Origin of the sequence: Providencia sp. wls1943 (assembly GCF_009706275.1) — a bacterium.
In the GTDB taxonomy this organism is placed as follows: Bacteria; Pseudomonadota; Gammaproteobacteria; order Enterobacterales; family Enterobacteriaceae; genus Providencia; species Providencia zhijiangensis.
Window position 1 is genome coordinate 21,480 of record NZ_WLTU01000016.1, and the last position, 22,061, is coordinate 43,540.

At 42.7% G+C, this 22,061-nt stretch carries 24 protein-coding genes; 3 read left to right on the top strand and 21 right to left on the bottom strand.

Annotation, left to right across the window (positions count from 1 at the left end; genetic code table 11):
- Positions 1-70: 70 nt before the first annotated feature.
- On the bottom strand, positions 71-763 hold the full coding sequence (locus tag GKR48_RS06235; protein ID WP_154627436.1) for a DAPG hydrolase family protein: 693 nt from the start codon (positions 761-763) through the stop codon (positions 71-73).
- Between the two features lie 104 nt (positions 764-867).
- Between GKR48_RS06235 and GKR48_RS06240 the strand changes: the two genes are divergently transcribed.
- Positions 868-1,503, top strand: coding sequence for a TetR/AcrR family transcriptional regulator (locus tag GKR48_RS06240; protein ID WP_154627437.1), 636 nt, complete (start codon positions 868-870; stop codon positions 1,501-1,503).
- Between the two features lie 88 nt (positions 1,504-1,591).
- Complete coding sequence (locus tag GKR48_RS06245) at positions 1,592-2,233, top strand: NAD(P)-dependent oxidoreductase (protein WP_154602493.1); 642 nt, start codon at positions 1,592-1,594, stop codon at positions 2,231-2,233.
- A 516-nt stretch (positions 2,234-2,749) separates the two neighbouring features.
- On the opposite strand, the gene GKR48_RS06250 is transcribed toward GKR48_RS06245, so the two are convergent.
- The gene (locus tag GKR48_RS06250) at positions 2,750-3,004 is read right to left on the bottom strand and encodes a helix-turn-helix domain-containing protein (RefSeq protein WP_154627438.1); all 255 of its coding nucleotides are present in this window, start codon (positions 3,002-3,004) and stop codon (positions 2,750-2,752) included.
- 962 nt (positions 3,005-3,966) lie between these two features.
- Here GKR48_RS06250 and GKR48_RS06255 point away from each other — a divergent pair.
- On the top strand, positions 3,967-4,851 hold the full coding sequence (locus GKR48_RS06255; RefSeq protein WP_154627439.1) for a helix-turn-helix domain-containing protein: 885 nt from the start codon (positions 3,967-3,969) through the stop codon (positions 4,849-4,851).
- A gap of 54 nt (positions 4,852-4,905) precedes the next feature.
- On the opposite strand, the gene GKR48_RS06260 is transcribed toward GKR48_RS06255, so the two are convergent.
- The 19 genes from GKR48_RS06260 to napF all read right to left on the bottom strand — a co-directional run bounded on the left by GKR48_RS06260 (position 4,906) and on the right by napF (position 21,909).
- A complete protein-coding gene (locus tag GKR48_RS06260) occupies positions 4,906-6,948 on the bottom strand; it encodes a TonB-dependent copper receptor (protein WP_154627440.1) in 2,043 nt (680 codons plus the stop codon).
- Between the two features lie 181 nt (positions 6,949-7,129).
- Positions 7,130-7,558 (bottom strand): DUF2946 domain-containing protein, encoded by a 429-nt coding sequence (locus GKR48_RS06265; protein WP_154627441.1) that lies wholly within the window; start codon positions 7,556-7,558, stop codon positions 7,130-7,132.
- A gap of 179 nt (positions 7,559-7,737) precedes the next feature.
- A complete protein-coding gene (locus GKR48_RS06270) occupies positions 7,738-8,616 on the bottom strand; it encodes a DMT family transporter (RefSeq protein WP_154627442.1) in 879 nt (292 codons plus the stop codon).
- Positions 8,606-9,289 carry a hypothetical protein gene (locus tag GKR48_RS06275; protein ID WP_336431128.1) on the bottom strand — a complete coding sequence of 228 codons (684 nt, stop codon included), beginning with the start codon at positions 9,287-9,289 and terminating at the stop codon, positions 8,606-8,608. The genes GKR48_RS06270 and GKR48_RS06275 overlap by 11 nt, the downstream gene beginning before the upstream one ends.
- Complete coding sequence (locus GKR48_RS06280) at positions 9,286-10,401, bottom strand: HesA/MoeB/ThiF family protein (protein ID WP_154627443.1); 1,116 nt, start codon at positions 10,399-10,401, stop codon at positions 9,286-9,288. The genes GKR48_RS06275 and GKR48_RS06280 overlap by 4 nt, the downstream gene beginning before the upstream one ends.
- Before the next feature lie 52 nt (positions 10,402-10,453).
- A complete protein-coding gene (locus GKR48_RS06285; RefSeq protein ID WP_071992151.1) occupies positions 10,454-10,543 on the bottom strand; it encodes a pantocin A family RiPP in 90 nt (29 codons plus the stop codon).
- 382 nt (positions 10,544-10,925) lie between these two features.
- Entirely contained in the window at positions 10,926-11,999 is a 1,074-nt protein-coding gene (locus GKR48_RS06290; protein ID WP_154627444.1) for a cytochrome c-type biogenesis protein CcmH, read from the bottom strand.
- Positions 11,996-12,553, bottom strand: a complete 558-nt coding sequence (gene dsbE, locus GKR48_RS06295) for a thiol:disulfide interchange protein DsbE (RefSeq protein WP_154627445.1) — start codon at positions 12,551-12,553, stop codon at positions 11,996-11,998. Before dsbE ends, GKR48_RS06290 begins: the two co-directional genes overlap by 4 nt.
- Positions 12,550-14,481, bottom strand: a complete 1,932-nt coding sequence (locus GKR48_RS06300; protein ID WP_154627446.1) for a heme lyase CcmF/NrfE family subunit — start codon at positions 14,479-14,481, stop codon at positions 12,550-12,552. Before GKR48_RS06300 ends, dsbE begins: the two co-directional genes overlap by 4 nt.
- The gene (gene ccmE, locus GKR48_RS06305; RefSeq protein WP_036952093.1) at positions 14,478-14,957 is read right to left on the bottom strand and encodes a cytochrome c maturation protein CcmE; all 480 of its coding nucleotides are present in this window, start codon (positions 14,955-14,957) and stop codon (positions 14,478-14,480) included. The genes GKR48_RS06300 and ccmE overlap by 4 nt, the downstream gene beginning before the upstream one ends.
- On the bottom strand, positions 14,954-15,166 hold the full coding sequence (gene ccmD, locus GKR48_RS06310; protein ID WP_036952095.1) for a heme exporter protein CcmD: 213 nt from the start codon (positions 15,164-15,166) through the stop codon (positions 14,954-14,956). The genes ccmE and ccmD overlap by 4 nt, the downstream gene beginning before the upstream one ends.
- Positions 15,167-15,181: 15 nt before the next feature.
- Complete coding sequence (locus GKR48_RS06315; protein ID WP_154627447.1) at positions 15,182-15,934, bottom strand: heme ABC transporter permease; 753 nt, start codon at positions 15,932-15,934, stop codon at positions 15,182-15,184.
- A 137-nt stretch (positions 15,935-16,071) separates the two neighbouring features.
- Entirely contained in the window at positions 16,072-16,674 is a 603-nt protein-coding gene (napC, locus tag GKR48_RS06320; protein WP_036952097.1) for a cytochrome c-type protein NapC, read from the bottom strand.
- A gap of 9 nt (positions 16,675-16,683) precedes the next feature.
- Positions 16,684-17,133, bottom strand: coding sequence for a nitrate reductase cytochrome c-type subunit (gene napB / locus GKR48_RS06325; RefSeq protein ID WP_036952098.1), 450 nt, complete (start codon positions 17,131-17,133; stop codon positions 16,684-16,686).
- Complete coding sequence (napH, locus tag GKR48_RS06330; RefSeq protein WP_154627448.1) at positions 17,130-17,993, bottom strand: quinol dehydrogenase ferredoxin subunit NapH; 864 nt, start codon at positions 17,991-17,993, stop codon at positions 17,130-17,132. The genes napB and napH overlap by 4 nt, the downstream gene beginning before the upstream one ends.
- Positions 17,980-18,675: a ferredoxin-type protein NapG gene (gene napG / locus GKR48_RS06335; RefSeq protein ID WP_036952102.1), complete on the bottom strand. Its 696-nt coding sequence runs from the start codon at positions 18,673-18,675 to the stop codon at positions 17,980-17,982. Before napG ends, napH begins: the two co-directional genes overlap by 14 nt.
- A gap of 6 nt (positions 18,676-18,681) precedes the next feature.
- Entirely contained in the window at positions 18,682-21,168 is a 2,487-nt protein-coding gene (gene napA / locus GKR48_RS06340) for a nitrate reductase catalytic subunit NapA (RefSeq protein WP_154627449.1), read from the bottom strand.
- A complete protein-coding gene (gene napD / locus GKR48_RS06345; protein WP_154627631.1) occupies positions 21,165-21,434 on the bottom strand; it encodes a chaperone NapD in 270 nt (89 codons plus the stop codon). Before napD ends, napA begins: the two co-directional genes overlap by 4 nt.
- Positions 21,418-21,909: a ferredoxin-type protein NapF gene (gene napF / locus GKR48_RS06350; protein ID WP_154627450.1), complete on the bottom strand. Its 492-nt coding sequence runs from the start codon at positions 21,907-21,909 to the stop codon at positions 21,418-21,420. The genes napD and napF overlap by 17 nt, the downstream gene beginning before the upstream one ends.
- Between the last annotated feature and the right edge of the window lie 152 nt (positions 21,910-22,061).

The following is a 22,061-nucleotide window of genomic DNA, read 5'->3' on the forward strand; positions in this document are numbered from 1 at the left end:
ATAGCGCTAACCATCCAGACTTTGTTTATAGTTTAATTAGCTTGATATCTCGCTGGAGTTCTACCCGACTTCACCATGGTAATGGCGCACTTTCCCCATTCGCGTGCTCGCCGTAATACAACGACGGCAAGAAACGAGACAAATAGGTAAATTCGTTATAGCAGTGGCGCATTAACTCTAATCCAATTTCATCTGACAGCTGTGTGCGTGGATCTTCAAGAGATGCGCCTAGCAAGAAACGGCTACGTAATATACAACCAAACTCAGTATCACGGGCTAGATGCATCATTTTCCCATCAATAGGATACCCTTTGGCATCCATTTCAATATGCTCACCAAAGCCAATCGAAGAGCAAACTGCACCGGAAATATGCCCCTCTTTGATGGCTTTTTCATAAGCTGAAGCCTCAAAGAAATCCGTTGGATCTCTAAATTTTAATTTCGCAGCAACGGGCGGGATCGCACCGAGAGACTCAACGGCATGGATGGAAGCGCCAATAAAACGCTCTCCTTTTTGCCATTTATCATCCCAACCGTGATGAGCAACGTGGTCATGGGGGTGCCACCAGCGAATATGTTGTGTGGTCTCGAAAAAGGTAAACCACCACGCGAGCATTCGGCCTTTACAGCCATACAAATCCGTCCGAACCGCGACGGTTAACAACCCATTCTCATCACGCTCAATACCCATTTCCATGCGTAACGGATGTGGAAGCAGCAACTGATTTATGTCGTTAACTGCCCATGTTTGATTTGTTTTCATGATGACCTACCTATCTCGATTAATTAGGAAACTTATCTTGTTTCCTAATTAGTTTTGAGCTAAAATGAAAAAAAGTCAAGATAGCAAAATGAGGTAAGCCATTTATGTCAAACAGCAGCGAGAAGAAACCAACTCGAGGCCGCCCAAGTATTCCTGAGGCGCTGCTCAAAGAAAAAATCATGAATGCAGCGCTGAATTCACTACTTGAAGATGGATACCAACTCACTAGTATCGATAATGTGGCAAAACGTGCTGGTGTAGCTAAAAAAACCATTTATCGTTTTATGGAAAATCGTGAAAAGCTTGTTGAAAGAGTGGTACTCAATTGGACAGATAGCTTTGTGCCATTGTTCGAACAAAAAGCGACGACCCGCGATGAGCTATTTAGCCTATTGCAAAATAATTTAGAAATTGTCGCAAAAACTGTTCTTTCCCAAGAAGCCGTTGGGCTGTATCGCTTATTACAAACAGATTTTGCACACAAAGAATTGCTCTTAAAAAAATACCAACAAAACGGTATTGAGCGCAGTCGCCAATTACTCAATCAATGGCTAACCCGCCATGCACAAGACGAAATTATCCAACAGCATGATTTTGCCGTTATCAGCGATTTGATCCTCTCTATGACAATAGCTGAACCATTACGGCAAATTTCATTAGGGCTTTCCCCAGCTGGCCTGACACCCGAATTTCAGCAAAGGATCGTCCATGTGATTGATTTTTGTCGCTCTAGAGTTTAGATAAAAAACAACCAAATAAATTTTCATGTTCTATACTTTCATTAACATTCATTAAGCCTGACAAATGAAAAGGCAGCTGGAGCTAAACATGAAAATATCGATCCTAGGAGCGACTGGTTTTGTCGGTAAAGCATTGGTTTCTGAAGCCTTAATGCGTCATCATCAAGTCACTGCGATTTCTCGTCACAGCAATCAGCTTCCTCAACATGCCCATTTAATTACTGAATCCGGAGATATTACGGATGTGGCTTGGCTAACATCTCGGCTTAAAGGTCAAGATGTGGTGCTTAGCGCATTTAATGGTGGATGGAGTAACCCTAATCTGTACCGTGATACAGTTGCAGGTAACCAAGCAATCTTAGAGGCCGTGAAAAAAGCAGGCATAAAACGATTTATCGTGGTTGGTGGTGCTGGAAGCTTAGAAATCGCTCCAGGTGTTTTATTGCTCGACTCCCCGGATTTTCCAGCCAATATCTGGCCCGGAGCTCAAGCTGTCAAAGAATTTAAAACGACGTTGGAGTCAATCGATAGCTTAGATTGGACGTTTGTTTCTCCTGCTGCAATGCTTGAAGATGGCGCACGGACAGAAACATTTCGACTTGGCGGAAAACAGCTATTAATGAACGGCAATACCCCCGCAAAAATATCTGTTCAGGATTTAGCGGTGGCAATATTAGATGAGGTAGAGCGGCCACAATTTATTCGTCAGCAGTTTACAGCTGCTTATTAATACTAATAAATGTATTACGAGTAAATCATGACTAAATGTATCCATTTATTTGTTTAACATAAAAAGTAATACAATCATTAACGTTTAATAAATATTCGTATATTCTCGTATAAAAATATGTCCATTAACTTATAAATATTTAAACTAAGTTTATCATTATTTAAATAAATTTAAATTTATCTATCAATATAATTCAACTTTGTACAATATTAATTCAAATTGAGACTGGAGTTTTATTTAATTCTTAGATTCGATAATTTTGATGAACTTTATAAGATTATTCATAATAGATAATTGTTATGTGTAAAAATTGCATACAGGCATAACCTAAAACCAGCGTATTAAGCCGGAAGAAACACCCTATAATAGTAAAACAGATAATCTCTTCCGGTCAGACGATTAAATTCATGGAATCTCTTTTATCAAAACAGTGTCGATAATGGAAAATCTTTTACTTTCCTAGTGATAATTAACGTTTAAAAAATAAATGAATAATAACATAACATGCTGATATTATTAATGAAGTGTACTACAAGTACCGCTATTTATGTTCACAACACCATATAAAAATGATGCGGGTTCCAAGTTAAATAAATACGCAAATTGAAAAAGAGAATCAACATCGATACAGCTTTCTCCACTCTCGAAACGATTCATTTCATCCTCAGAAACACCAATTAAATCGGCCGCTTGCTGAAGACTCATTTTATGACTCTCTCTTTGCATACGGATCTTAATCCCTAGCTTTTTCGCAATTTCATTTTCATTCATAAATACTCCTTTTACTATTAGATTGAATACCAATTATGAGGGCAGCTAAACTATCATCACACCAAGTTTAATTAATTGACTTACGTTAACAAAACGCGACATACATCACATCATTTAGTGACATTCATAAATAGATATTTTTCATTTAAAACTGTAATTGGTTGATTTAAATTACAAATAAAACCAATAATCCATGTAATATAAAAATAAAAGAGTGATAGCAATCACATAAAATTAAGATTAATGCCTGTGTATATTTACTTATTATACCTATCAAATAATGACGTAAAATTTAATTACTCATTTAATGATGACCTACGGCATGAGCTATATTACAAAATCACAAAAACAATGTTCAAGGATTATCTTAATTTTTTTCAAATAATGATAGCTTACGTTTATATACTTAAATTTATTCTTATATTTTAAATCATCTACTAATGATTTATTCACTTAACAACAAGCTATATCATAATAATAACTGACTAAATCATCTATCACTATCAGAATAATTTTTTATCATTTATTTAACTTTTCCCAAATAATCCATTTTGTCATACAAAATATGAATACTAATGGATGATGATTGAATTATACTCACACAAACTGAATCGAGTAACCTATTGAATGTTTGCTTTAAATCTATTCATTCGTTAATCGATTTTATTCTATTTTTATGAATAGTATTTTCTTTGCACAACAACTGATTTAACAAAAAATGCGTTGTAGGCTATCAAAAATTCAGCGTATTCCTAATACGTTATCTCTATTTAATAAGCTAACTAACCATCATTTAATGTGTAAAAAACCGATTAAAACTTACCTAACTTCACATTGCTTATAAAAAAATTGTGAGTAGACATGCTATCCTATGTTCAATTACGATGATTTTTATCTAACTTTAATACTCAGATTTGGCGCTTAAAATAACGCCTGTTGCAAAAGTGACTGGAAAGGTAACCATGCTACAAGAAAGTGTTATCAGAGAAATCATTCTCTGGATAGAACAAAATTTAGAGTCGCGGCTCTCCCTTGATACCGTTGCTGATAAATCTGGATACACTAAATGGCACTTTCAACGATTATTTAAAACCCAAACAGGTCTCGCGTTAGGTGCTTATATTCGTGCCCGTCGTTTATCCTGTTCTGCCGTTGCTTTACGCTTAACAAGCGATAGTATCATGGACATTTCACTACGCTATCGTTTTGATTCACAACAAACTTTTTGTCGTGCATTCAAGAAACAGTTTGGTGTAACGCCTTCAGAATATCGTAAACGCTCAGGCTGGCATATTGAAGGATTCTGTCTTCCTCTTCGTGAAAGTAAAGAACTCGAAGCTCATGTGGAATTAGTCGAATTAAAAGAGATCCACTTAGAGGGAATGACTCATCGCTACACACAAGGCATTAACGAGTGGAACTTAAAAACTGAAGAGTTACGACGCCAGTATTGGAAAAACTTTTTAGATAAAAACAAGATTGTTGCCAAAAACTTGTATGCTATTCACGGAGTCGATAAAAGCTCAGATGAAGAAGGACGCTTCCTCTATTCCACTGCATTTGATGAAAACGATCTTAACGTCATGCCACAATTTACTAAAAAACTAATGGTTCCCGCTGGCAATTATTTGCAAATTAAATTTATCGGTAATTTACAAGGCACTGACTATAACGACATCATTTATACCGCTTATGGAAAAGTCCTGGCCGAGATGGATATTGCTCGCGGTTTAGGGGCTGATATTGAACATTATGTTTTAAAATCAACGCCAACTTATGAGGATTTTACTAACCACCCTCATACCTACATCCAAGAACTGAATTACTATATTCCTGTGATTGCCTAAAAACTAACAACCCGCTTTTACACGGGTTGTTAGCTTCATTCAGTGCTAAATAGATTAGAACGTGACGTTCAATTTACCCCAGAATGTTCTACCCGGCTCATTAACAGGGCTATTGGACGAATAACCAAATCCGCTATTACCTGCTAAGTTCAAGTGCTCGCTGTACGTTTTATCAAACAGGTTATCGACACCCGCACTCAGTTTCACGCTTTCATTGATGCGATATGCCGCATTCATCGAAAATACCGTAAAGCCCGCACTCTCACTGAAGTCTTTTCCGACAACGTTACCTTCGTTGATTGCTACGCGATCTTGGCGACTCACCATGCGTACCAGCCCCGTCGTTGTCCAATCACCTTTCTCCCACGTTAAGCCTAAACGGCTTTCCAACGGTGGCATTTGAGGCAGTGCACGTCCATCAGTTCTATTTTTCCCCCACGAATATGCAAGGCTTGCATCCGCTTTCCATTCATCACTCAACTGATAAGCGACGCCCATTTCACCGCCCATAATCATCGCATTGACGTTTTCAACTTGGCTCATTCTGGCGTTAGTTGGGCTATAGCGGAATAGAATAAAATCATCGACGCGCCCTATATAAGCAGAAACCCATGCATTAGCCTTATCATCACTGTATTTCGCCCCAATATCTAACTGTGTTGTTTTCTCGGTTTTCACGTTATCAAAAACATTCTTATTGCCGTTCGGCCCCATTTTTGGCGAGAATAACTCCCAATAATCTGGGAATCTTTCTGTATACCCCACCCCGGCGTACAGCATCACTGGCGTTTCAGGTAATGCATGTTCATAACGAACGAAACCAGCTGGCATAACTGTATTTCGGCCTGAAGAGCCTACATCAGTGTAGTTATCGACTAATACGCGGTCTAAACGCCCGCCGCCAATCACTTTACCTTGCTCACTCGCCGTCCAAGTCACCTCACTGAATACCCCATAATCTTGGAATTCGGCATCTTTTTTCCAGCTATTATTGCTGTTTTTACGGTGTTTATTGATCTGCATGTCTGCCCCAGCGCGCAGTTCATAATCACTCCATAACCACGTTCCCATGACCCGGCCGCCCATCGTCTCGCGGTCAACACGCATTTTCATTGGCATATTCATCATCATGCCGTGTCCGCCATGACCGCCGCCCATATGTCCGCCAGCAGATCCCATTCCACTCGTTGGGCTACGTAATGAGTAGTTATCCATAATATGGTCGGCGTAGTTGTAATAAACATTCCCTTCGATTTTATCGAATACCTCACCGATATTGCTTTTCTCGAAACGTAATCCTAAGCTTTCACGCTTGAATTGAGAGCCATCCATTCCTCGTCCTGCATATCGCGCTTCACCATCACCTTTCCCTGCGGAGAGCTCGAGTAATGTATATTCATCTGGCGTCCAGCCTACTGCAACGTCCGCATTCCATTTATCCCATTTAGACGGTACTTTGTCTCCGTTACCATCTTTATAGTCATTAGAACGAGATTTATTGCCCGTCAGGCGTACATAACCTTTCTCATTTCCTAAACTCACATCCGCATTCGCATCCCAACGCCGATTTGATGCTGTCAATGCACTCGCATTCCCTTGAATACCGCCCTCCGTAAAGACAGGTTTTTCACGCTCAAAACGCACAGTACCCGCTGAATTTCCAGGCCCCCATAATACGGTTTGTGGCCCTTTCACCATGGTGAGCAAATCAAAGTTTTCCGGAGAAATATAAGACGTCGGCGCATCCATACGGGAAGGACACGCTCCCAACATTTCACTGTCATTCGTCATGATCTTAAGACGGGAACCAAACATGCCGCGAAAAACAGGGTCACCATTCGTACCACCGTTACGGATTTGGGAGAAACCGGGTATCGTTTTCAAGTAATCAGAGCCATCACTCGCGGGTACTGGCTGTCTTGGGGTTTTCGGCGATGTCGAAATCGTTAACGGTGAGTCCACAGGAGCCGTGACAATCATGACCGAACTATCGGTAATTAAACTTTGATTTTCTTCTTTAGCGAAAGTGGATGTTGACGCGATAGCTGAAATCACCAGCGCAGTCACAGGTGCAAATTTAAAATTAATTGAGTTCATTTTTAGCCTATTTTTATCTGTTTCTTACTGCGATTGGCTCAAGGAGTTAATGACCACTCAGCTTCTTTTGAAAAATAGCCTAGCCTCCTGAAAATGAAGCTCAATTTCAGGATAAGCGAAGCGGTTTTGCCCATTGAAGACAAAATACAGTTTTAAATTACGTTAAATAAAGAAATAAGAATCAATAGGTTGTGGGTGGTGCGCGAGCTAGCTGTAATGACCAAGGACGGAAAATTCGTAATTGAATACAACGTTCGAAAGGAACAAAGATAGCGAGGGTTGCTAATTGGCGGAGCACCGCAGCAACAAATAAAATCAAAAATGGGAAGTGAACAAGTAGTTGGCAGTAACCACACGCGATGTCTTCCATCGGTGATTGCCCGACTCCCGTCATCAGCATATGATTCATCGCACCGCCATCTTCGCAATGTTCAGACAATGGCATTTCGTGATGCTGCAGCATCGAATGCTCCGCCATTTCCCCATGCCCCATTGAGCAGTCGTTCATATGTGACATTGATTTTGAAATCAATGGCGCAACGAACAGCATCGCTACAGCGAGTAAGGCAAGGTAAGCGGCAAATTGTCGAATCGCGTGACGTAAATGCAACGGTTTTCCGGTGTTTCATAGCCTATAGATGAGCGCAGATTGTATCTTAATAAGAGGCTTATTGTTATTGTTTTTTGGCATTATTGTTAAGGCAAAATGCAGCTCGCAAGCCTGACAAAAAAACTAACTAACTTGGGTTAAGCAATACAGAGTTAATTAATATTGGTAAAATGTACCCGTTAGTTTTTCTTCTTCAAAAAGACTAAAGCGACACTAGTAAAAATCAAAACCATTCCAATCAACATATTCACGTTTATTGCTTCACCTAAGTAGTAATACGAAATAAGCACACTCATCATCGGTGAAATAAGAATCGAATAAGACGATAGTTCAGCCCCGCCATTATCAATCATGTAAAACCATAAAATGTAAACTAATACCCCATTTGCTACACCGATAAAAATCACGGGAATCAGCAATTCCGTCATCAATCTATGGTAACTCAATCCATAGCTTGTCAGATCTAAATTGACAGATAGAAACATCGTAAAAATCAATATAATCAAAAATGAAGTGATATTTTGATAAAGCACCTTTGAAAAAACATCAACGCTGACGGCAATGTGTCCTGATAGAAAGGTTCCTAGCGCCCATGCAAATGCACTCAACAATATAATCACTTCACCATAGCTCATCGCATCAAATGAGGTAAAAAACAGAATTCCAAGCCCACAAAGTACCGAGACAACCAACGAGTTCAAGATTATCTTCCGCTGGCTTATCATCACAAAGCAAGACGTTATCGCTGGCATGGTATAGACCAATACCGATGCCTTAACGGAGTCCGTAAATTGGAGCGCAATGTTGTTTAATATTGGCACGAGGAACATATTTAAAATGCCAAGAGGAATGCAACGAATAAAATGACTCACTATAAATTTCTTTTTGTATATAAAGAAAAATACAAATAACAGCACCAGCAAAGCTATCAATGCGGAATAGAATCGGAATACCCATGCCCCAACAATTCCAATACCGATTTTCGAGATCGGAAACCCCATCCCCCACAGTATAGATATTATCGCTGCAAATATAATGACCGTATTTTTATGCGTCATATCGAGCAACCACCGCCATTCTTTTAGAGCCTCTAACACCTACCGAACTCACCATTGAGACAAAATGGGGAATGCTTTTTTCTCCCGTATCAATAATTAATGTACTCAAATACGTTGGTACTAATGCTTCTATGATGTTTTCTTTTTGTTTATCCAAAATAAAAGTCAAGCCACCATGGTTATGTTCCCAACCTTTCGTAAAGTTAATGACAATATTAATGCAGGAACCTGAGTCGCAGTGTGTGGTTAGGAAATCCCCTAAATCAAACCAGCTTAAATAACATAGCGATAATGTATTGATACTTTTTTTCGTTATTTCAGACAGAAAGGATTTGAATTCTGTGCTATCTAAAAAGGTCTTGATCGCTAAAAAAGATGACACTGACTTTCTTTGTTGGTTATCAGTTATTCGCCTAAATGAATAGCAAAAATTCCCTTGGTGATATTCTTGTCGTGCTTTTTCTCTTTCTTGTTCTATCTCAAGCTTAGAGTGCTTATTTTTATAGTAATCCACTGGAGCAAATTTATTTTTTATAATAAATGACCATTCAGCATCATTAATATCAAGAAAATCATCATAAAATTTATCTAACTCTGAAAAGTATTGTTCCATAGGAAACTGAACATATCCTTTGTTATTAAAACTATTAGTTAACTTATGAATTTCCCTCACAAAAGCTCCTCAGTCATTTTAAAGTCTCTTAGCGAAAAGAATATTTTCCTATTTTTCAATACCACATCATCATAGCCAGTAATTAACTTAACAATTTGGTCTGTTACTAATCCTGACATGACCGCAAGAGATGGCGTACTTTGCCAAGCGTTTACTTTTCTCTTGCCATTTAAAAACTGGTGTTTCATTCTTGCTAATTGAAATTTTTCAACTTCATGATTCTGGCTATAGAATTTATTTCTAATATTATTTTTTACCGCATGATAGCCTGAATTGTACCCATCATTTAAATAAATAGGTCCAACTGAAATGTCTAAAGGATCTCCCCCCAATTCAATTACCGGTATTTCTTTTTCATAGGCGATATCATGAATAACACCTTCAACTGTATTTTTTCTAAAATAACCTAAACTAGCCCATGCAATTAAAATGACATCTACGCCATCTAAAACTTCCATCAACCGATCTCTATCTATCGTTGCAAACTCATTGTACTTCTCAACCTTGGTATATCTATTATGCCGTTTAATACCTATTTCAGCAGCTTCAACTTTTGCGCTTCCAATATCATCAAAAGTATAAAGAACTTGTCTATTTAAGTTAGAAAGCTCAACCACATCACCGTCTACCAACCTCAATGTGCCTATACCTAACATAGCTAACTGCATTGCGCACCACGTACCCCATCCTCCCATACCTAGAATCAAAACTCGGCTATTTTTGAGTTTTTCTTGATACTTTAAACCACCTACTTTTTGACTATCAATTAACGAAAATTGTAATAACTGCCTATCATATAAATTTATTTCTTGTTGACTAAGAATATCCGAATAAGTATCTGAAATTTCAATGACGCCTAACTGATTAAGCTTATTAATAAACTCAACAATACATTCTTTATCAACGTTAAATCCTAAAGATTTCAATTCCTTTACTATTCTGGGAATAGTATGCTCTCCATCAAGTTTGGGTAATAACGATAGTACCCACCCTTCCGGACTTTTAATAATACAACCCTTTTGAGGTATTTCCCCTATGCAAATATCGCCATCATCAGATATTAAAATATGATGTGAGCATTTAATTAATGGTTTTAGTAGCGAAAAATCCATATTTAGCCTCTATTAAGAAAAGCCGCAATTAGCGGCTATTCAATATAACTTATTATTCTAATTCGATAGATTCATCTTCGTTGTACATCGCATTTTCTTCATTAATAGCAGAAACACGTTCATTAAGAATGACAAATTCCATAAAGATCACCTCATGTGTTATTTAAGATAAAGTTTCAACAAACTACGCATTAAAATTAATTAACAAAATAGCATGCTGTCAACATTTATTTAAGAAATGAAAAACATAGATATATAAACATCTATTTATATATAGAATCATTTATATCAGTCACTCTAGTAAATTACTTAATGCTTTGATAATAAATAGATTTAAATAACAATCATAATAAATCAATAAAATACAGACGCTTTTTTATAATAGAACATCTAAATAATATAATTTTAAAAAACCATTTAGTTTTAAAAGAACGCCAATACTACATTGCATCCTTATATCAAAAATAAAGGGAGCCTAAGCTCCCTTTATTCAATCACATTAATGCCAGATGCCCCGAAAACCGTTATTTACCTTCTGGTGCCTCTTTCTTCTCATGCAGCATCATCAGCGATTGCTCGACACTGCGCTCAATAATCTCTCGGCGCTGATCATTCTCAGGCAGTAGCTTTAACATCATCTGCCAAGCCGAAATGGCTTCAGGATAACGCCCCTGTTCGAACGCATTAAAGGCAAATATGCTGAGCGCTTTAACGTTAGTTCGGTTCTTAGCAATCAGCTTTTTGAGTAGCTCATTACCTTCTTGGTTATCACTTGGGTCTGATGAACGGGTTAATACCTCCGCATAGCCTAATGCGACCGCATCATCGTCAGGGGATAAGCGGTAAGCACGCCCATAAGCATCGGTTGCCATGGTGGCGTTCCCTAATACCATCCCAATGCGACCGAGCATCACCCAGCCATCAATATTTTGCGGATCGTCTTGAAGGCGAGTACGTAAGCCTAAAGCCAAGTTCTCCATCTCTTCATTATTCAGAGGAAGCTCATTGGCATTCAGCGCTCTATCTAACAATGCTGGCGCTTGCTGGTAAGCCACATTCCAATCTTTCACTTTGCTGTAGCTACCCACTTCATAATACGCAGCCCCTGCCACACCCAACGCAATCACGATGCCGGGGACATACACCCAAGCACTCACACGACTCGCTTCTGGCAGCAGCTCGTCATCATCCTCTTGAGCGACTTGGCTGGCTCTGACACGTTTTTTAGAACGGGCGTAAATCAACCATCCCCCAACCGCGATAGCCACAAATGGCATTCCCCATAACACCACGGTTAGCGGCGTTAATGGCGGGTTATACGTCACGAAATAACCATATCTCGCCACCATATAATCGACGATTTCATCGCGGCTTTTCCCCTCTTGCATCAGCTCATACACTTTCTGGCGCAAGTCGAGGGCTATCATGGAGTTGGAATCAGCAATACTGTTATTTTGGCATTTTGGGCAACGTAGCTCTTCCGTCAATTTACGAAATTGCTGCTCTTGCTGCTCATTTTCAAATGTGAAAACTTCCGTGGAAGCCAAGCTTACACCTGCGCTGAGCGCCCACATCATCAAGGCAATCACATATTTCATTGATTTGCCTCCTTGCTATAACGATCCCACAACGGCTTCAGCTCGTTTTGCCAAACGCGTTCATCAACCGCACCGGCATGGCGATAACGAATAATCCCTTGCCCATCAATTAAAAAGGTTTCAGGCGCGCCATACACACCGAGATCAAGCCCCAGCATCCCCTGCCCGTCAAATAAACTTAATGCGTATGGATTACCCAATTCGCGCAGCCAGCCGATCGCTTTTTGGCGATCATCTTTATAGTTCATCCCCACAACGCGGATCCCTTGAGACGCTAACTGATTCAAATATTGGTGCTCAGCACGGCAAGTCGGGCACCATGTCGCCCAGACATTCAATAAAATAGGCTGCCCTTGAATCAATACTTTGGTGTCATATTCCTGCCCCGGGTTTTCCAAGGATTCCAAACGGAAAACCGGCACTGGCTTGCCAACCAAGGCGGACTCTAGCAAGCGGGGGTCATCCCCTTCCGCATTACGTACCAATTGCCATAACAGCACGGCAGCAATCGCCGCAAAGATAACAAAAGGAATTAAAAAGACTTTGCGATTCATACAGCTTCCCCTTGTAGCTTGCGACGACGATAACGCGAATCAAACAGGCAACATAACGCGCCTACTGCCATAAATAACCCACCCGCCCAAATCCAGCGGACAAACGGTTTATAGTACAAACGCAGTGTCCAGACATTCGTAGAGATCTCCTCCCCTAACGCCGCGTATAAATCACGAGTAACACCGCCATCAATAGCCGCTTCCGTCATCACTGCACGGCTAGTGCTATAAAAACGTTTTTCTGGATGCAGCGTGGTGATCACCTTGTCATTCTCTTTCACGGTGATAGTACCAATCACCCCTTGATAATTTGGCCCATCCGCTTCATGCACCCCATTAAATACAAAGGTATATCCACGAATAGCAATGCTATCATCCGGCTTCATTTTCACATCACGTTCAATACTGTAATTCTGGCTAAAGGCGATCCCCACGATAGTCACCGCTAAACCAATATGTGCCAGCACCATTCCCCAATAGCTTGAAGTCAGTTTGATTTTTTTGCTGATGCGTACCTTCATTTCAGCGAAGGCCAAAATAACAATCCAGCACGCCATCATTAAGCCCAGTACCGTCAGTGCTTCGACTCTGTCTTGCATTAGCCAAGGCAGCAAGAAAGAGAGAATCAATGTCAGTACTAACGCTATTAGCAGCAATTTGCGGATAGCCGCAGGACGATCACGTCCCCAACGCACTAGCGGTCCAATACCCAGTAACAGCGCAAACGGCACCATCAAGGCAATAAACATGGTGTTGAAGAACGGTTCACCAATTGAAATCGTTCCCAAACCAATTTGTTTATGAATAAGTGGCAGCAATGTACCTAACAACACCACCAACATGGCGGCTGTCAGAATTACGTTATTCCCTAATAGCAGGGATTCCCGAGACCATAATGCGTTGTTCACCTTAGAACGTACTTTATGACCGCGTATCGCAAACACCAATAGCGAGCCACCGATAACCAACACCATAAAGGCAAGAATGAATAGCCCACGAGCTGGGTCAGAAGCAAAAGCGTGCACCGAAACCAAGACGCCTGAACGGACTAAGAAGGTGCCCAATAAGCACAACGAGAAGGCAAATATCGACAATAATAGCGACCATGCTTTGAAGGTGGCGCGCTGCTCAGTGACCGATAATGAGTGAATCAACGCAGTTCCCACTAACCACGGCATAAACGAGGCGTTTTCGACCGGATCCCAGAACCACCAGCCACCCCAGCCTAATTCGTAATATGCCCACGCCGACCCTAACATAATTCCCAGCGTTAAGAAGAACCATGCTGCCAACGTCCAAGGACGTGCAAAACGGGTAAAGGAGCTATCTAAGCGACCACTGAGTAATGCGGCAATCGCGAAGGCGAAGGCCACCGAGAAGCCCACATAACCCATGTACAGTAATGGCGGGTGGAAAATCAGCCCCGGATCTTGCAGCAGTGGGTTTAAGTCACGGCCTTCAATCGGGAAAGCGGGCAAGGTGCGAGAGAATGGGTTTGAGGTAAAAATGATAAACAGCAAAAAGCCGACGCTCACCATGCCCATTACCGCCAGCACGCGCGCCACAATATCCAGCGGCATACGGTAACTGAATAATGCCACCGCAAATGTCCAGCCACTCATTAACAGCACCCACAGCAACAGAGACCCTTCATGAGCGCCCCATGTTGCCGCCACACGGTACCAAATCGGTAATTGCGTGTTGGAGTTATTGGCCACGTAAGTGACGGAGAAATCATTCACCACAAAGGCATTAATTAAGACTAAAAATGCCCCTGCGATAAACAGGAAAAGCAACCAAGCTAATGGTCTAGAAGCCGCCATCAGGCGGGCATCATTACGCGCCACACCCCAGAGTGGATAAAAAGAGAGTAATACCGAAACCCCTAATGCTAAACACAGCAGGATATTACCAATCTCAGGGATCATGATGCATTGTCCTTATACATTGCAGCAGGACGTTTATGGTTTTCTTGCATCGCTTGCTCAATTTCTGGCGGTGTGTAGTTTTCATCATGTTTGGCTAACACTTCTTTCGCCATCACATGGTTATTCGGTTCTAATTCCCCTTGCACCACCACGCCTTGCCCCTCTTTGAATAAGTCAGGCAAGATACCGTCATAGCTTACGTCAATCTCAGCTTCCGCATCGTAAACGGTAAAAGTCACTTTCAGCGAGTCTGGGTCGCGCACAACAGAGCCCGGCATTACCATGCCACCCACGCGTAAACGCTGCCCAACTTCAGGCACTTTTTGCGTTTCTCGCTTCCCGTAAATCACTTCACCGGGGGTATAAAACAGGTCGATACTGGAACTTAAGGCGTATAACACCAATGAAAAAGTCAGTCCAACACCTAAAATAATGGATGAAACCAACCACAGTCGGTTACGGCGACGAATATTCACATCCCCTCCCTGCGCGCTCTAGCGGCTTTTTGTCTTGCTTCTCGCGCTTGCTGCTGAACAATCGCGCTAAAAATCATTTTTCGTTGAATATAGGTATGGATGCACAGTGCCGCTAATGGCAAAAGGGTTAGCGCAACCGCTAACCAAACATAAAATCCATATCCACCCATGGCGATGAAGTCACTCCAAGAGGCAAATGCACTATTCATTATGATTTCCTCTCATTATGATTTCCTCTCATGACGATTTCCTCGCTTAGTCATCAGTTCCAGTACCCAAGGTCGGTTACGCTCTAACATTAACAATTGGTTACGTAGACGAATTAGTGTCAACGAAATAAACAGGAATAAATACCCCAGAATAGCTAAACGTAATGGTGTACGCATCGCTGGGTTAATGCTTTCTTGCATACGTGTTGAGGGTTGATGCAAGGTTTGCCACCACTCAACGGAGTAGTGAATAATCGGCAAATTGATTACCCCAATTAACACTAAAATGGCAGCCGCTTTTCCTGCTGTACGGCGGTCATCAAAAGCGTGCCACAGGGCAATGACCCCAACATATAAGAATAACAGGATCAATTCAGATGTCAGGCGCGCATCCCATACCCACCAAGCTCCCCACATCGGTTTACCCCATGTGGCGCCGGTGACAAGCGCGATAAAGGTGAATACAGCGCCGACGGGTGCCATTGCGGCAATGGCTAACTCAGAAATTTTCATCTGCCACACAAGACCGATGAACGCCGTGATAGCCATAGTGGCATAAATCCCCATCGACCACATGGCCGCGGGGACGTGAATATACATGATCCGGTAGCTATCACTCTGTGTTTTGTCGGTTGGTGCAAAACCAAAGCCCCAAACCCAGCCGACAGCCAGAAAGATCACACTTAACACAATAAACCATGGAGCAAGCCGCCCACATAATCGATATAGGTTCATTGGAATCGCTAATTGGTGAAGCTTTTTCCACATAGTTTAATAGCCCCGATTTGTCTCGCAAAAATGCTGTGCTCTAATATTAGCTACAATACACAAAAACCACGTAATTTTATTGATTTATCACAAATACAACTTAGGCTAGTTAGCCAAATGACCAACTAGCCTATTTCTTAGAAGCCAGGTTCCACTTCTCGCATATCTGGTAACTTATGCGCAATACCTTTATGGCAATCAATACAGGTTTTTCCGTCTTTTAACGCTTGGTCATGCATTTTTGCAGCGACACTTTTTTGAGCGGTAAAATCCATATAGTCGAAGTTGTGGCAGTTACGGCACTCTTGGGAATTATTATCCTTCATCCGTCGCCACTCGTTCTGCGCCATTTCGAGACGATGTGCTTCAAATTTCTGTGGTGTATCAATCACGCCAAAAATCTTACCGTAGAGCTCTTTACTGGCTTTGATTTTTCTCACCATTTTTGGCACAAACTCATGAGGTACGTGGCAATCAGGGCATGTCGCTCTCACCCCACTACGGTTAGTATAGTGAATGGTATCCATATACTCTTCGTAGACGTTTTCACGCATTTCATGGCAGCTAATACAGAACTCTTCTGTGTTGGCTTTTTCCATTCCGGTATTAAAACCGCCCCAGAAAATAACACCGCCGACAAAACCGATAATCAACAACGTACCCAACGCTAAACGGCTTGGGCGCCACCACCACTGCCAAACTCGGCGAATAATCCCCGGTTTATCACTTTTATTAGTCATATCCGCCCCTTATTTCCCGAAGCCTTTAGATGGGGTAAAGGTATTATCGATAATCGGCGCAGTATCAGATTGAGGAACATGACACTGTAGGCAGAAATAACGATTTGGTGCCACTTCACCTAATACTTTACCGGTCGCATCCATAAAGTGTGTTGGGCTAATACGTGGTGCGCCAGTGGTACGATAATTTTCCACACCATGGCACTGCAAACAACGGTTTGTATTCGTGGTAATTTGATACCCTTCAACACTGTGAGGGATCATCGGTGGCTGGTTAACGTAGTTCAGTGCCATTTTTTCCTGCTCTTTAGGAATATGAATGCCACTTTCTGGTGTACCTGACACTTCTGGTGATTGAGCCAGATCGACGCCATTCGCCGACCATGCAAAACTGCTCACGACAACGGCCATACCCGCTATCCAACGGCTTAACGTTCTTTTCAGGACAGGGTTTTTCATGATTTAGCTCCCGAACTCCATTTTAGTGTTATTTTAAAAACGTCCTCAGAACAGACATCAATACAGCGACCACATGTCGTGCAATCTTTCGCCGTGACCTGTGCTGGGGCTTGTTTATCAAGAACCGGAACGCGCAAAACTTGCTGCTCAGGACAAACGTGGAAACAATCCATACAGCGGTTACACTGCTCTTTTTTATGGGCGGTCACGACTAAAGCCCCTTTACACCCCGCAACACCATACAGTGCGCCGAGTGGGCATAAGTGACCACACCAACCATGTTCCACGACCAATAAATCGAATAAAAACAGTGCAATTAAAACTAAAGCGCCGCTACCAAAACCAAAAATCAAACTACGTCCCATCAGAGAAACAGGGTTAATCCATTCCCAGAGCAACGTTCCCGTTAATGCCGAGCCCAACAAAATCACCCCCAGCAAAACATAGCGGATGTAACGTGGGATCGTGGCGGATTGATTGAATTCGAATTTTCGACGTAGCCATGCCGCCGCATCCGTGACCGGATTCACAGGGCACACCCAACTACAGAAAACCCGTTTTCCTAACAGGGCATACACCCCGAAAACAATTCCTGCACCGATTAACGCGGAGATCCCCGGTAAGTAACCACTTGCTAAGCTTTCAAGAGTAATCAGCGGATCCGTCAATGGGATGGTATCTAACAATAAGCTGCTACTGTAATTGCCATGTAAGATCCACACGCCAAACCATGGACCACTTAAAAACATCGCTAACACTAACAGCTGACTGGTACGTCTTAATACCAACCATTTATGGCTTCCCCACCACCCTTTTTTCGCCAGAGCCTCACGTCCGGCATCGTGCTTACGATTTGCCATTGTTTCCCTCCAGCCAACCAAAACGGTAATGGTGACCTAATTCCCCTTTCGCCAGCGAGCGTGGTAATACCTTGATAGCTGACTCTTCGAGTACGCACGCTTGTTCGCACTTACCGCATCCAGTGCAATAGTTACTGTTTACGGTAGGTAAAAACCGTGCGTGTTTACCGGTTCGATGGTTTTGTTCAAGTTCCAGAGTGATAGCTTCGTCAATCACAGGGCAAACTCGGTAGCACACATCGCATCGTAACCCTTGAAAATTCAAGCAGTTCTCTTGGTCGAGTAACACTGCTAGCCCCATACGAGCATCATTGATTGAAGCAATATCCTTATCCAACGCACCACTTGGGCACACTTTGGCACAAGGAATGTCTTCACACATTTCGCACGGATTTTCACGAGCAATAAAATACGGTGTACCGGCTGCCATGCCAGACGCCAATGTAGCGAGTTTCAACATGTCGTAAGGACACGCTTGCACACATTGACCACAGCGCACACAGGCACTTGCAAAAGCACTTTCGTCTAAGGCACCCGGCGGGCGAAGATGCACTCCGCTCGCTCGGGAGGTTTGTTGCTGAAGCCCCAGTACCACACCAACAGCCGCCAGTCCACCCGCTGCGCGAGCAACATCACGCAAAAAACGGCGGCGACTATTCTGGGAACTCGGTTTCTGGGACATACGCAATTACACCTTTTCCAATTTAACTGCACATTTCTTGTAATCCGTCTCTTTCGATAGCGGATCCGTTGCATCCAGAGTGAGGTTATTCACTAACTGAGACGCATCAAAGAATGCCATATAAATCAAACCTTTTGGTGGACGGTTACGACCGCGAGTCTCCACAGTTGAGAGCACTTCACCACGGCGAGAAAGCACTTTTACTTTGTCTCCACGACGTAAGTCTTTGGCTTTTGCATCCAGCGGGTTCATAAACACCACGGACTCAGGGAATGCACGGTGCAACTCAGGGACACGGCGAGTCATACTGCCGGTATGCCAATGCTCAAGGACACGTCCTGTGGATAACCACAAATCGTATTCTGCATCTGGCGCTTCTGCGGCTGGTTCAAATGGCAGAGCAAAAATCACCGCTTTACCATCTGGCTTACCGTAGAATTGATAACCCTGTCCAGCTTTAACATAAGGGTCATTACCTTCGCTGTAACGCCATTGGGTCTCTTTACCATCCACGACTGGCCAACGGATACCGCGAGCTTTGTGGTAAGCATCAAAATCCGCTAAGTCATGACCATGACCACGACCGAAGCCTGCATACTCTTCAAATAACCCTTTTTGCAGGTAGAAGCCGAGTTCACGGGATTCATCATTCAGCTGGCCATCGGCCAGTTCTGTCAGTGGGAATTTGGTCACAGCCTCGTTAGCAAACAGAATGTCGTATAACGTTTTTCCGCGATATTCTGGTTTTTTCGCTAATAATTCTTCCGGCCAAACGTCTTCTGCCTTGAAGCGACGAGAGAACAGCACCATCTGCATTAAGTCAGATTTTGCTTCGCCCGGTGCTGGTACTTGTTGACGCCAGAATTGTGTACGACGCTCTGCATTACCGTACGCCCCTTCTTTTTCTACCCACATTGCTGTCGGTAAAATCAGGTCGGCAGACAGTGCGCTGACGGTTGGGTATGGGTCTGAAACCACGATAAAGTTACGTGGATCACGCCAGCCCGGCATACGCTCTTCATTAATATTTGGGCCCGCTTGCATATTGTTATTGCACATCACCCAATAAAAATTGAGCTTGCCATCTTTTAATGCACGGTCTTGAGCAACAGCGTGTAATCCCACTTTTTCTGGGATAGTTCCCGCAGGTAATTTCCAAACATTCTCCACTTTTTCACGGTGTTTTTCGTTGGTAACCACCATATCTGCCGGTAAACGATGAGAAAACGTTCCCACTTCACGCGCAGTACCACAAGCTGATGGTTGACCCGTTAAGGAAAACGGTCCACAACCTGGTTGAGAAATTTTACCGGTCAATAAGTGCAGGTTATACGCCAAGTTATTCGCCCAGACGCCACGAGTGTGCTGATTGAAGCCCATTGTCCAGTAGGAAACGACTTTTACATTAGGATCTGCATACAGCTTAGCTAATGCCTCTAACTGATCTTTCGGAACACCCGTCATTTCAGCAGTTTTGTCGAGGGTATATTCCGCAACAAACGCTTTGTAATCATCGAATGTCATTGGCTCAGACGCATCTGAACCTGGGTTTTTGGCCTTCTGCTCTAAAGGATGCGTTGGACGTAAACCATAACCAATATCAGTAGCCCCACGACGTAAGTTAACGTGTTTATCGAGGAAGTCCTGATTCACCGCATTGTTTTGAATAATGTAGTTCGCGATGTAGTTAAGGATCACTAAGTCTGATTGCGGCGTAAAAACAATGCCGTTATCCGCTAATTCGAAGCTACGGTGTTTAAATGTAGATAGCACCGCTACACGAACATCAGGGTTAGAGAGACGACGGTTGGTGATACGCGACCATAAAATTGGGTGCATTTCCGCCATGTTCGAACCCCACAGCACGAAAGCATCGGCATGTTCGATATCATCGTAACAACCCATCGGTTCATCCATACCAAAGGTACGCATAAAGCCCACAACCGCTGATGCCATACAGTGACGCGCATTCGGGTCTAAGTTATTTGAACGGAAGCCACCTTTAAATAATTTGGATGCAGCATAACCTTCCCACACCGTCCACTGACCGGAACCAAACATTCCGATAGCTTCAGGGCCTTTCTCTTTGAGGGTGGTTTTGACTTTCTCTTCCATCACATCAAAGGCTTTTTCCCATGTAATTGGGGTAAATTCACCGTTTTTATCGTACTCACCGTCTTTCATACGCAGAAGTGGTTGAGTTAAACGGTCTTTTCCGTACATGATTTTTGGTAGGAAATAGCCTTTAATGCAGTTCAGACCACGGTTTACAGGGGCTTCAGGGTCACCTTGGCTCGCAACAATGCGGCCATTTTGTGTTCCGACTAAGACTCCACAACCTGTACCGCAGAAACGGCACGGTGCCTTATCCCATTTAATGCTTTCTTGCTGACCAACCACTGCTTTCGCAATACTTGGTACGCCAACGCCTGCCGCCGCAGCAGCGGCCGCTATCGCATTGGCTTTCATAAAGCTACGACGACTGAGTTTCATACATTTTCCTCACATTGCTCATCCTGCTGGTGATAAACCAGTGAAACATCCAATACACCGTCGATATCACGGATGAAATCGATAGTATCTAAAAGCGTTTTGCTGTCTTCCCCTTCCACAACCACAATCAACTTGCCATTTTCAGGGGAGGAAATAGCCACTTCGCAGTTGGGTTCTTGGTGTAATTCATCTGTCACAGCTGGAATGCGTTCACTTTTGACTTGAACAATCAAACTGCAAACTTGCCAGTTATTGTGCATCTTCATGCTCCATGGTAATGGCTGATACAGGACATCCCGCGACACATGCGCCACAACCTGTACAACCCTGCATATCAATGTTTGGCTGGTAAATACCGGCCAGTGATGGACGAAAGGCGATCACTTGAGGCTCACAACTGTCTTCACAACGACGACATTCAATCGATTTGTACGCCAGACAGTGTTGCCCAATGGCAATCTTGATATTCCAAGGCTGGGTATTTTGAGGAAGGAATATAGGCTCAGGACAGGCCTCTGCACATGCATAACAGAATGTGCATTCACCACGCTGAAAATCGACCATGGGATAGCCACCAGGACCCGGTTGCAAAATTGCCGTTTCACAACTCGTGATACACTGGTTACAACGAGTGCACTGTTCAATAAAACGTGCTTCGCTACCACTCCATGGTGGTCGAATTACGGGTGCAGCATTACGCCAAGCCCCCGTTAAAACTCCCCGACGGGTGATATCAACCATGTTTATTTCCTTTACATTGCCCAACCAAAAACTGCTAAAAGAGACTGATAAACCGCACTTTTTATATGATTATTTATTGTGAATATTAATTAGCTAACCATCAAAAATACATACTACCTAGTAGGTAAACTCATTTTTGGCGTTATTATGAA

What these genes read in the sequence shown, in the direction of transcription:
- GKR48_RS06270 (WP_154627442.1), bottom strand. Translation starts at nt 8,616, where the DNA reads ATGACGCATAAAAATACGGTCATTATATTTGCAGCGATAATATCTATA.
- napG (WP_036952102.1), bottom strand. Translation starts at nt 18,675, where the DNA reads ATGTCCCAGAAACCGAGTTCCCAGAATAGTCGCCGCCGTTTTTTGCGT.
- napF (WP_154627450.1), bottom strand. Translation starts at nt 21,909, where the DNA reads ATGGTTGATATCACCCGTCGGGGAGTTTTAACGGGGGCTTGGCGTAAT.
- GKR48_RS06300 (WP_154627446.1), bottom strand. Translation starts at nt 14,481, where the DNA reads ATGATCCCTGAGATTGGTAATATCCTGCTGTGTTTAGCATTAGGGGTT.
- GKR48_RS06255 (WP_154627439.1), top strand. Translation starts at nt 3,967, where the DNA reads ATGCTACAAGAAAGTGTTATCAGAGAAATCATTCTCTGGATAGAACAA.
- GKR48_RS06250 (WP_154627438.1), bottom strand. Translation starts at nt 3,004, where the DNA reads ATGAATGAAAATGAAATTGCGAAAAAGCTAGGGATTAAGATCCGTATG.
- napD (WP_154627631.1), bottom strand. Translation starts at nt 21,434, where the DNA reads ATGAAGATGCACAATAACTGGCAAGTTTGCAGTTTGATTGTTCAAGTC.
- GKR48_RS06285 (WP_071992151.1), bottom strand. Translation starts at nt 10,543, where the DNA reads ATGGAATTTGTCATTCTTAATGAACGTGTTTCTGCTATTAATGAAGAA.
- GKR48_RS06260 (WP_154627440.1), bottom strand. Translation starts at nt 6,948, where the DNA reads ATGAACTCAATTAATTTTAAATTTGCACCTGTGACTGCGCTGGTGATT.
- napB (WP_036952098.1), bottom strand. Translation starts at nt 17,133, where the DNA reads ATGAAAAACCCTGTCCTGAAAAGAACGTTAAGCCGTTGGATAGCGGGT.
- GKR48_RS06235 (WP_154627436.1), bottom strand. Translation starts at nt 763, where the DNA reads ATGAAAACAAATCAAACATGGGCAGTTAACGACATAAATCAGTTGCTG.
- GKR48_RS06290 (WP_154627444.1), bottom strand. Translation starts at nt 11,999, where the DNA reads ATGAAATATGTGATTGCCTTGATGATGTGGGCGCTCAGCGCAGGTGTA.
- ccmD (WP_036952095.1), bottom strand. Translation starts at nt 15,166, where the DNA reads ATGAATAGTGCATTTGCCTCTTGGAGTGACTTCATCGCCATGGGTGGA.
- GKR48_RS06315 (WP_154627447.1), bottom strand. Translation starts at nt 15,934, where the DNA reads ATGTGGAAAAAGCTTCACCAATTAGCGATTCCAATGAACCTATATCGA.
- GKR48_RS06240 (WP_154627437.1), top strand. Translation starts at nt 868, where the DNA reads ATGTCAAACAGCAGCGAGAAGAAACCAACTCGAGGCCGCCCAAGTATT.
- napC (WP_036952097.1), bottom strand. Translation starts at nt 16,674, where the DNA reads ATGACTAATAAAAGTGATAAACCGGGGATTATTCGCCGAGTTTGGCAG.
- GKR48_RS06280 (WP_154627443.1), bottom strand. Translation starts at nt 10,401, where the DNA reads ATGGATTTTTCGCTACTAAAACCATTAATTAAATGCTCACATCATATT.
- napH (WP_154627448.1), bottom strand. Translation starts at nt 17,993, where the DNA reads ATGGCAAATCGTAAGCACGATGCCGGACGTGAGGCTCTGGCGAAAAAA.
- napA (WP_154627449.1), bottom strand. Translation starts at nt 21,168, where the DNA reads ATGAAACTCAGTCGTCGTAGCTTTATGAAAGCCAATGCGATAGCGGCC.
- dsbE (WP_154627445.1), bottom strand. Translation starts at nt 12,553, where the DNA reads ATGAATCGCAAAGTCTTTTTAATTCCTTTTGTTATCTTTGCGGCGATT.
- GKR48_RS06245 (WP_154602493.1), top strand. Translation starts at nt 1,592, where the DNA reads ATGAAAATATCGATCCTAGGAGCGACTGGTTTTGTCGGTAAAGCATTG.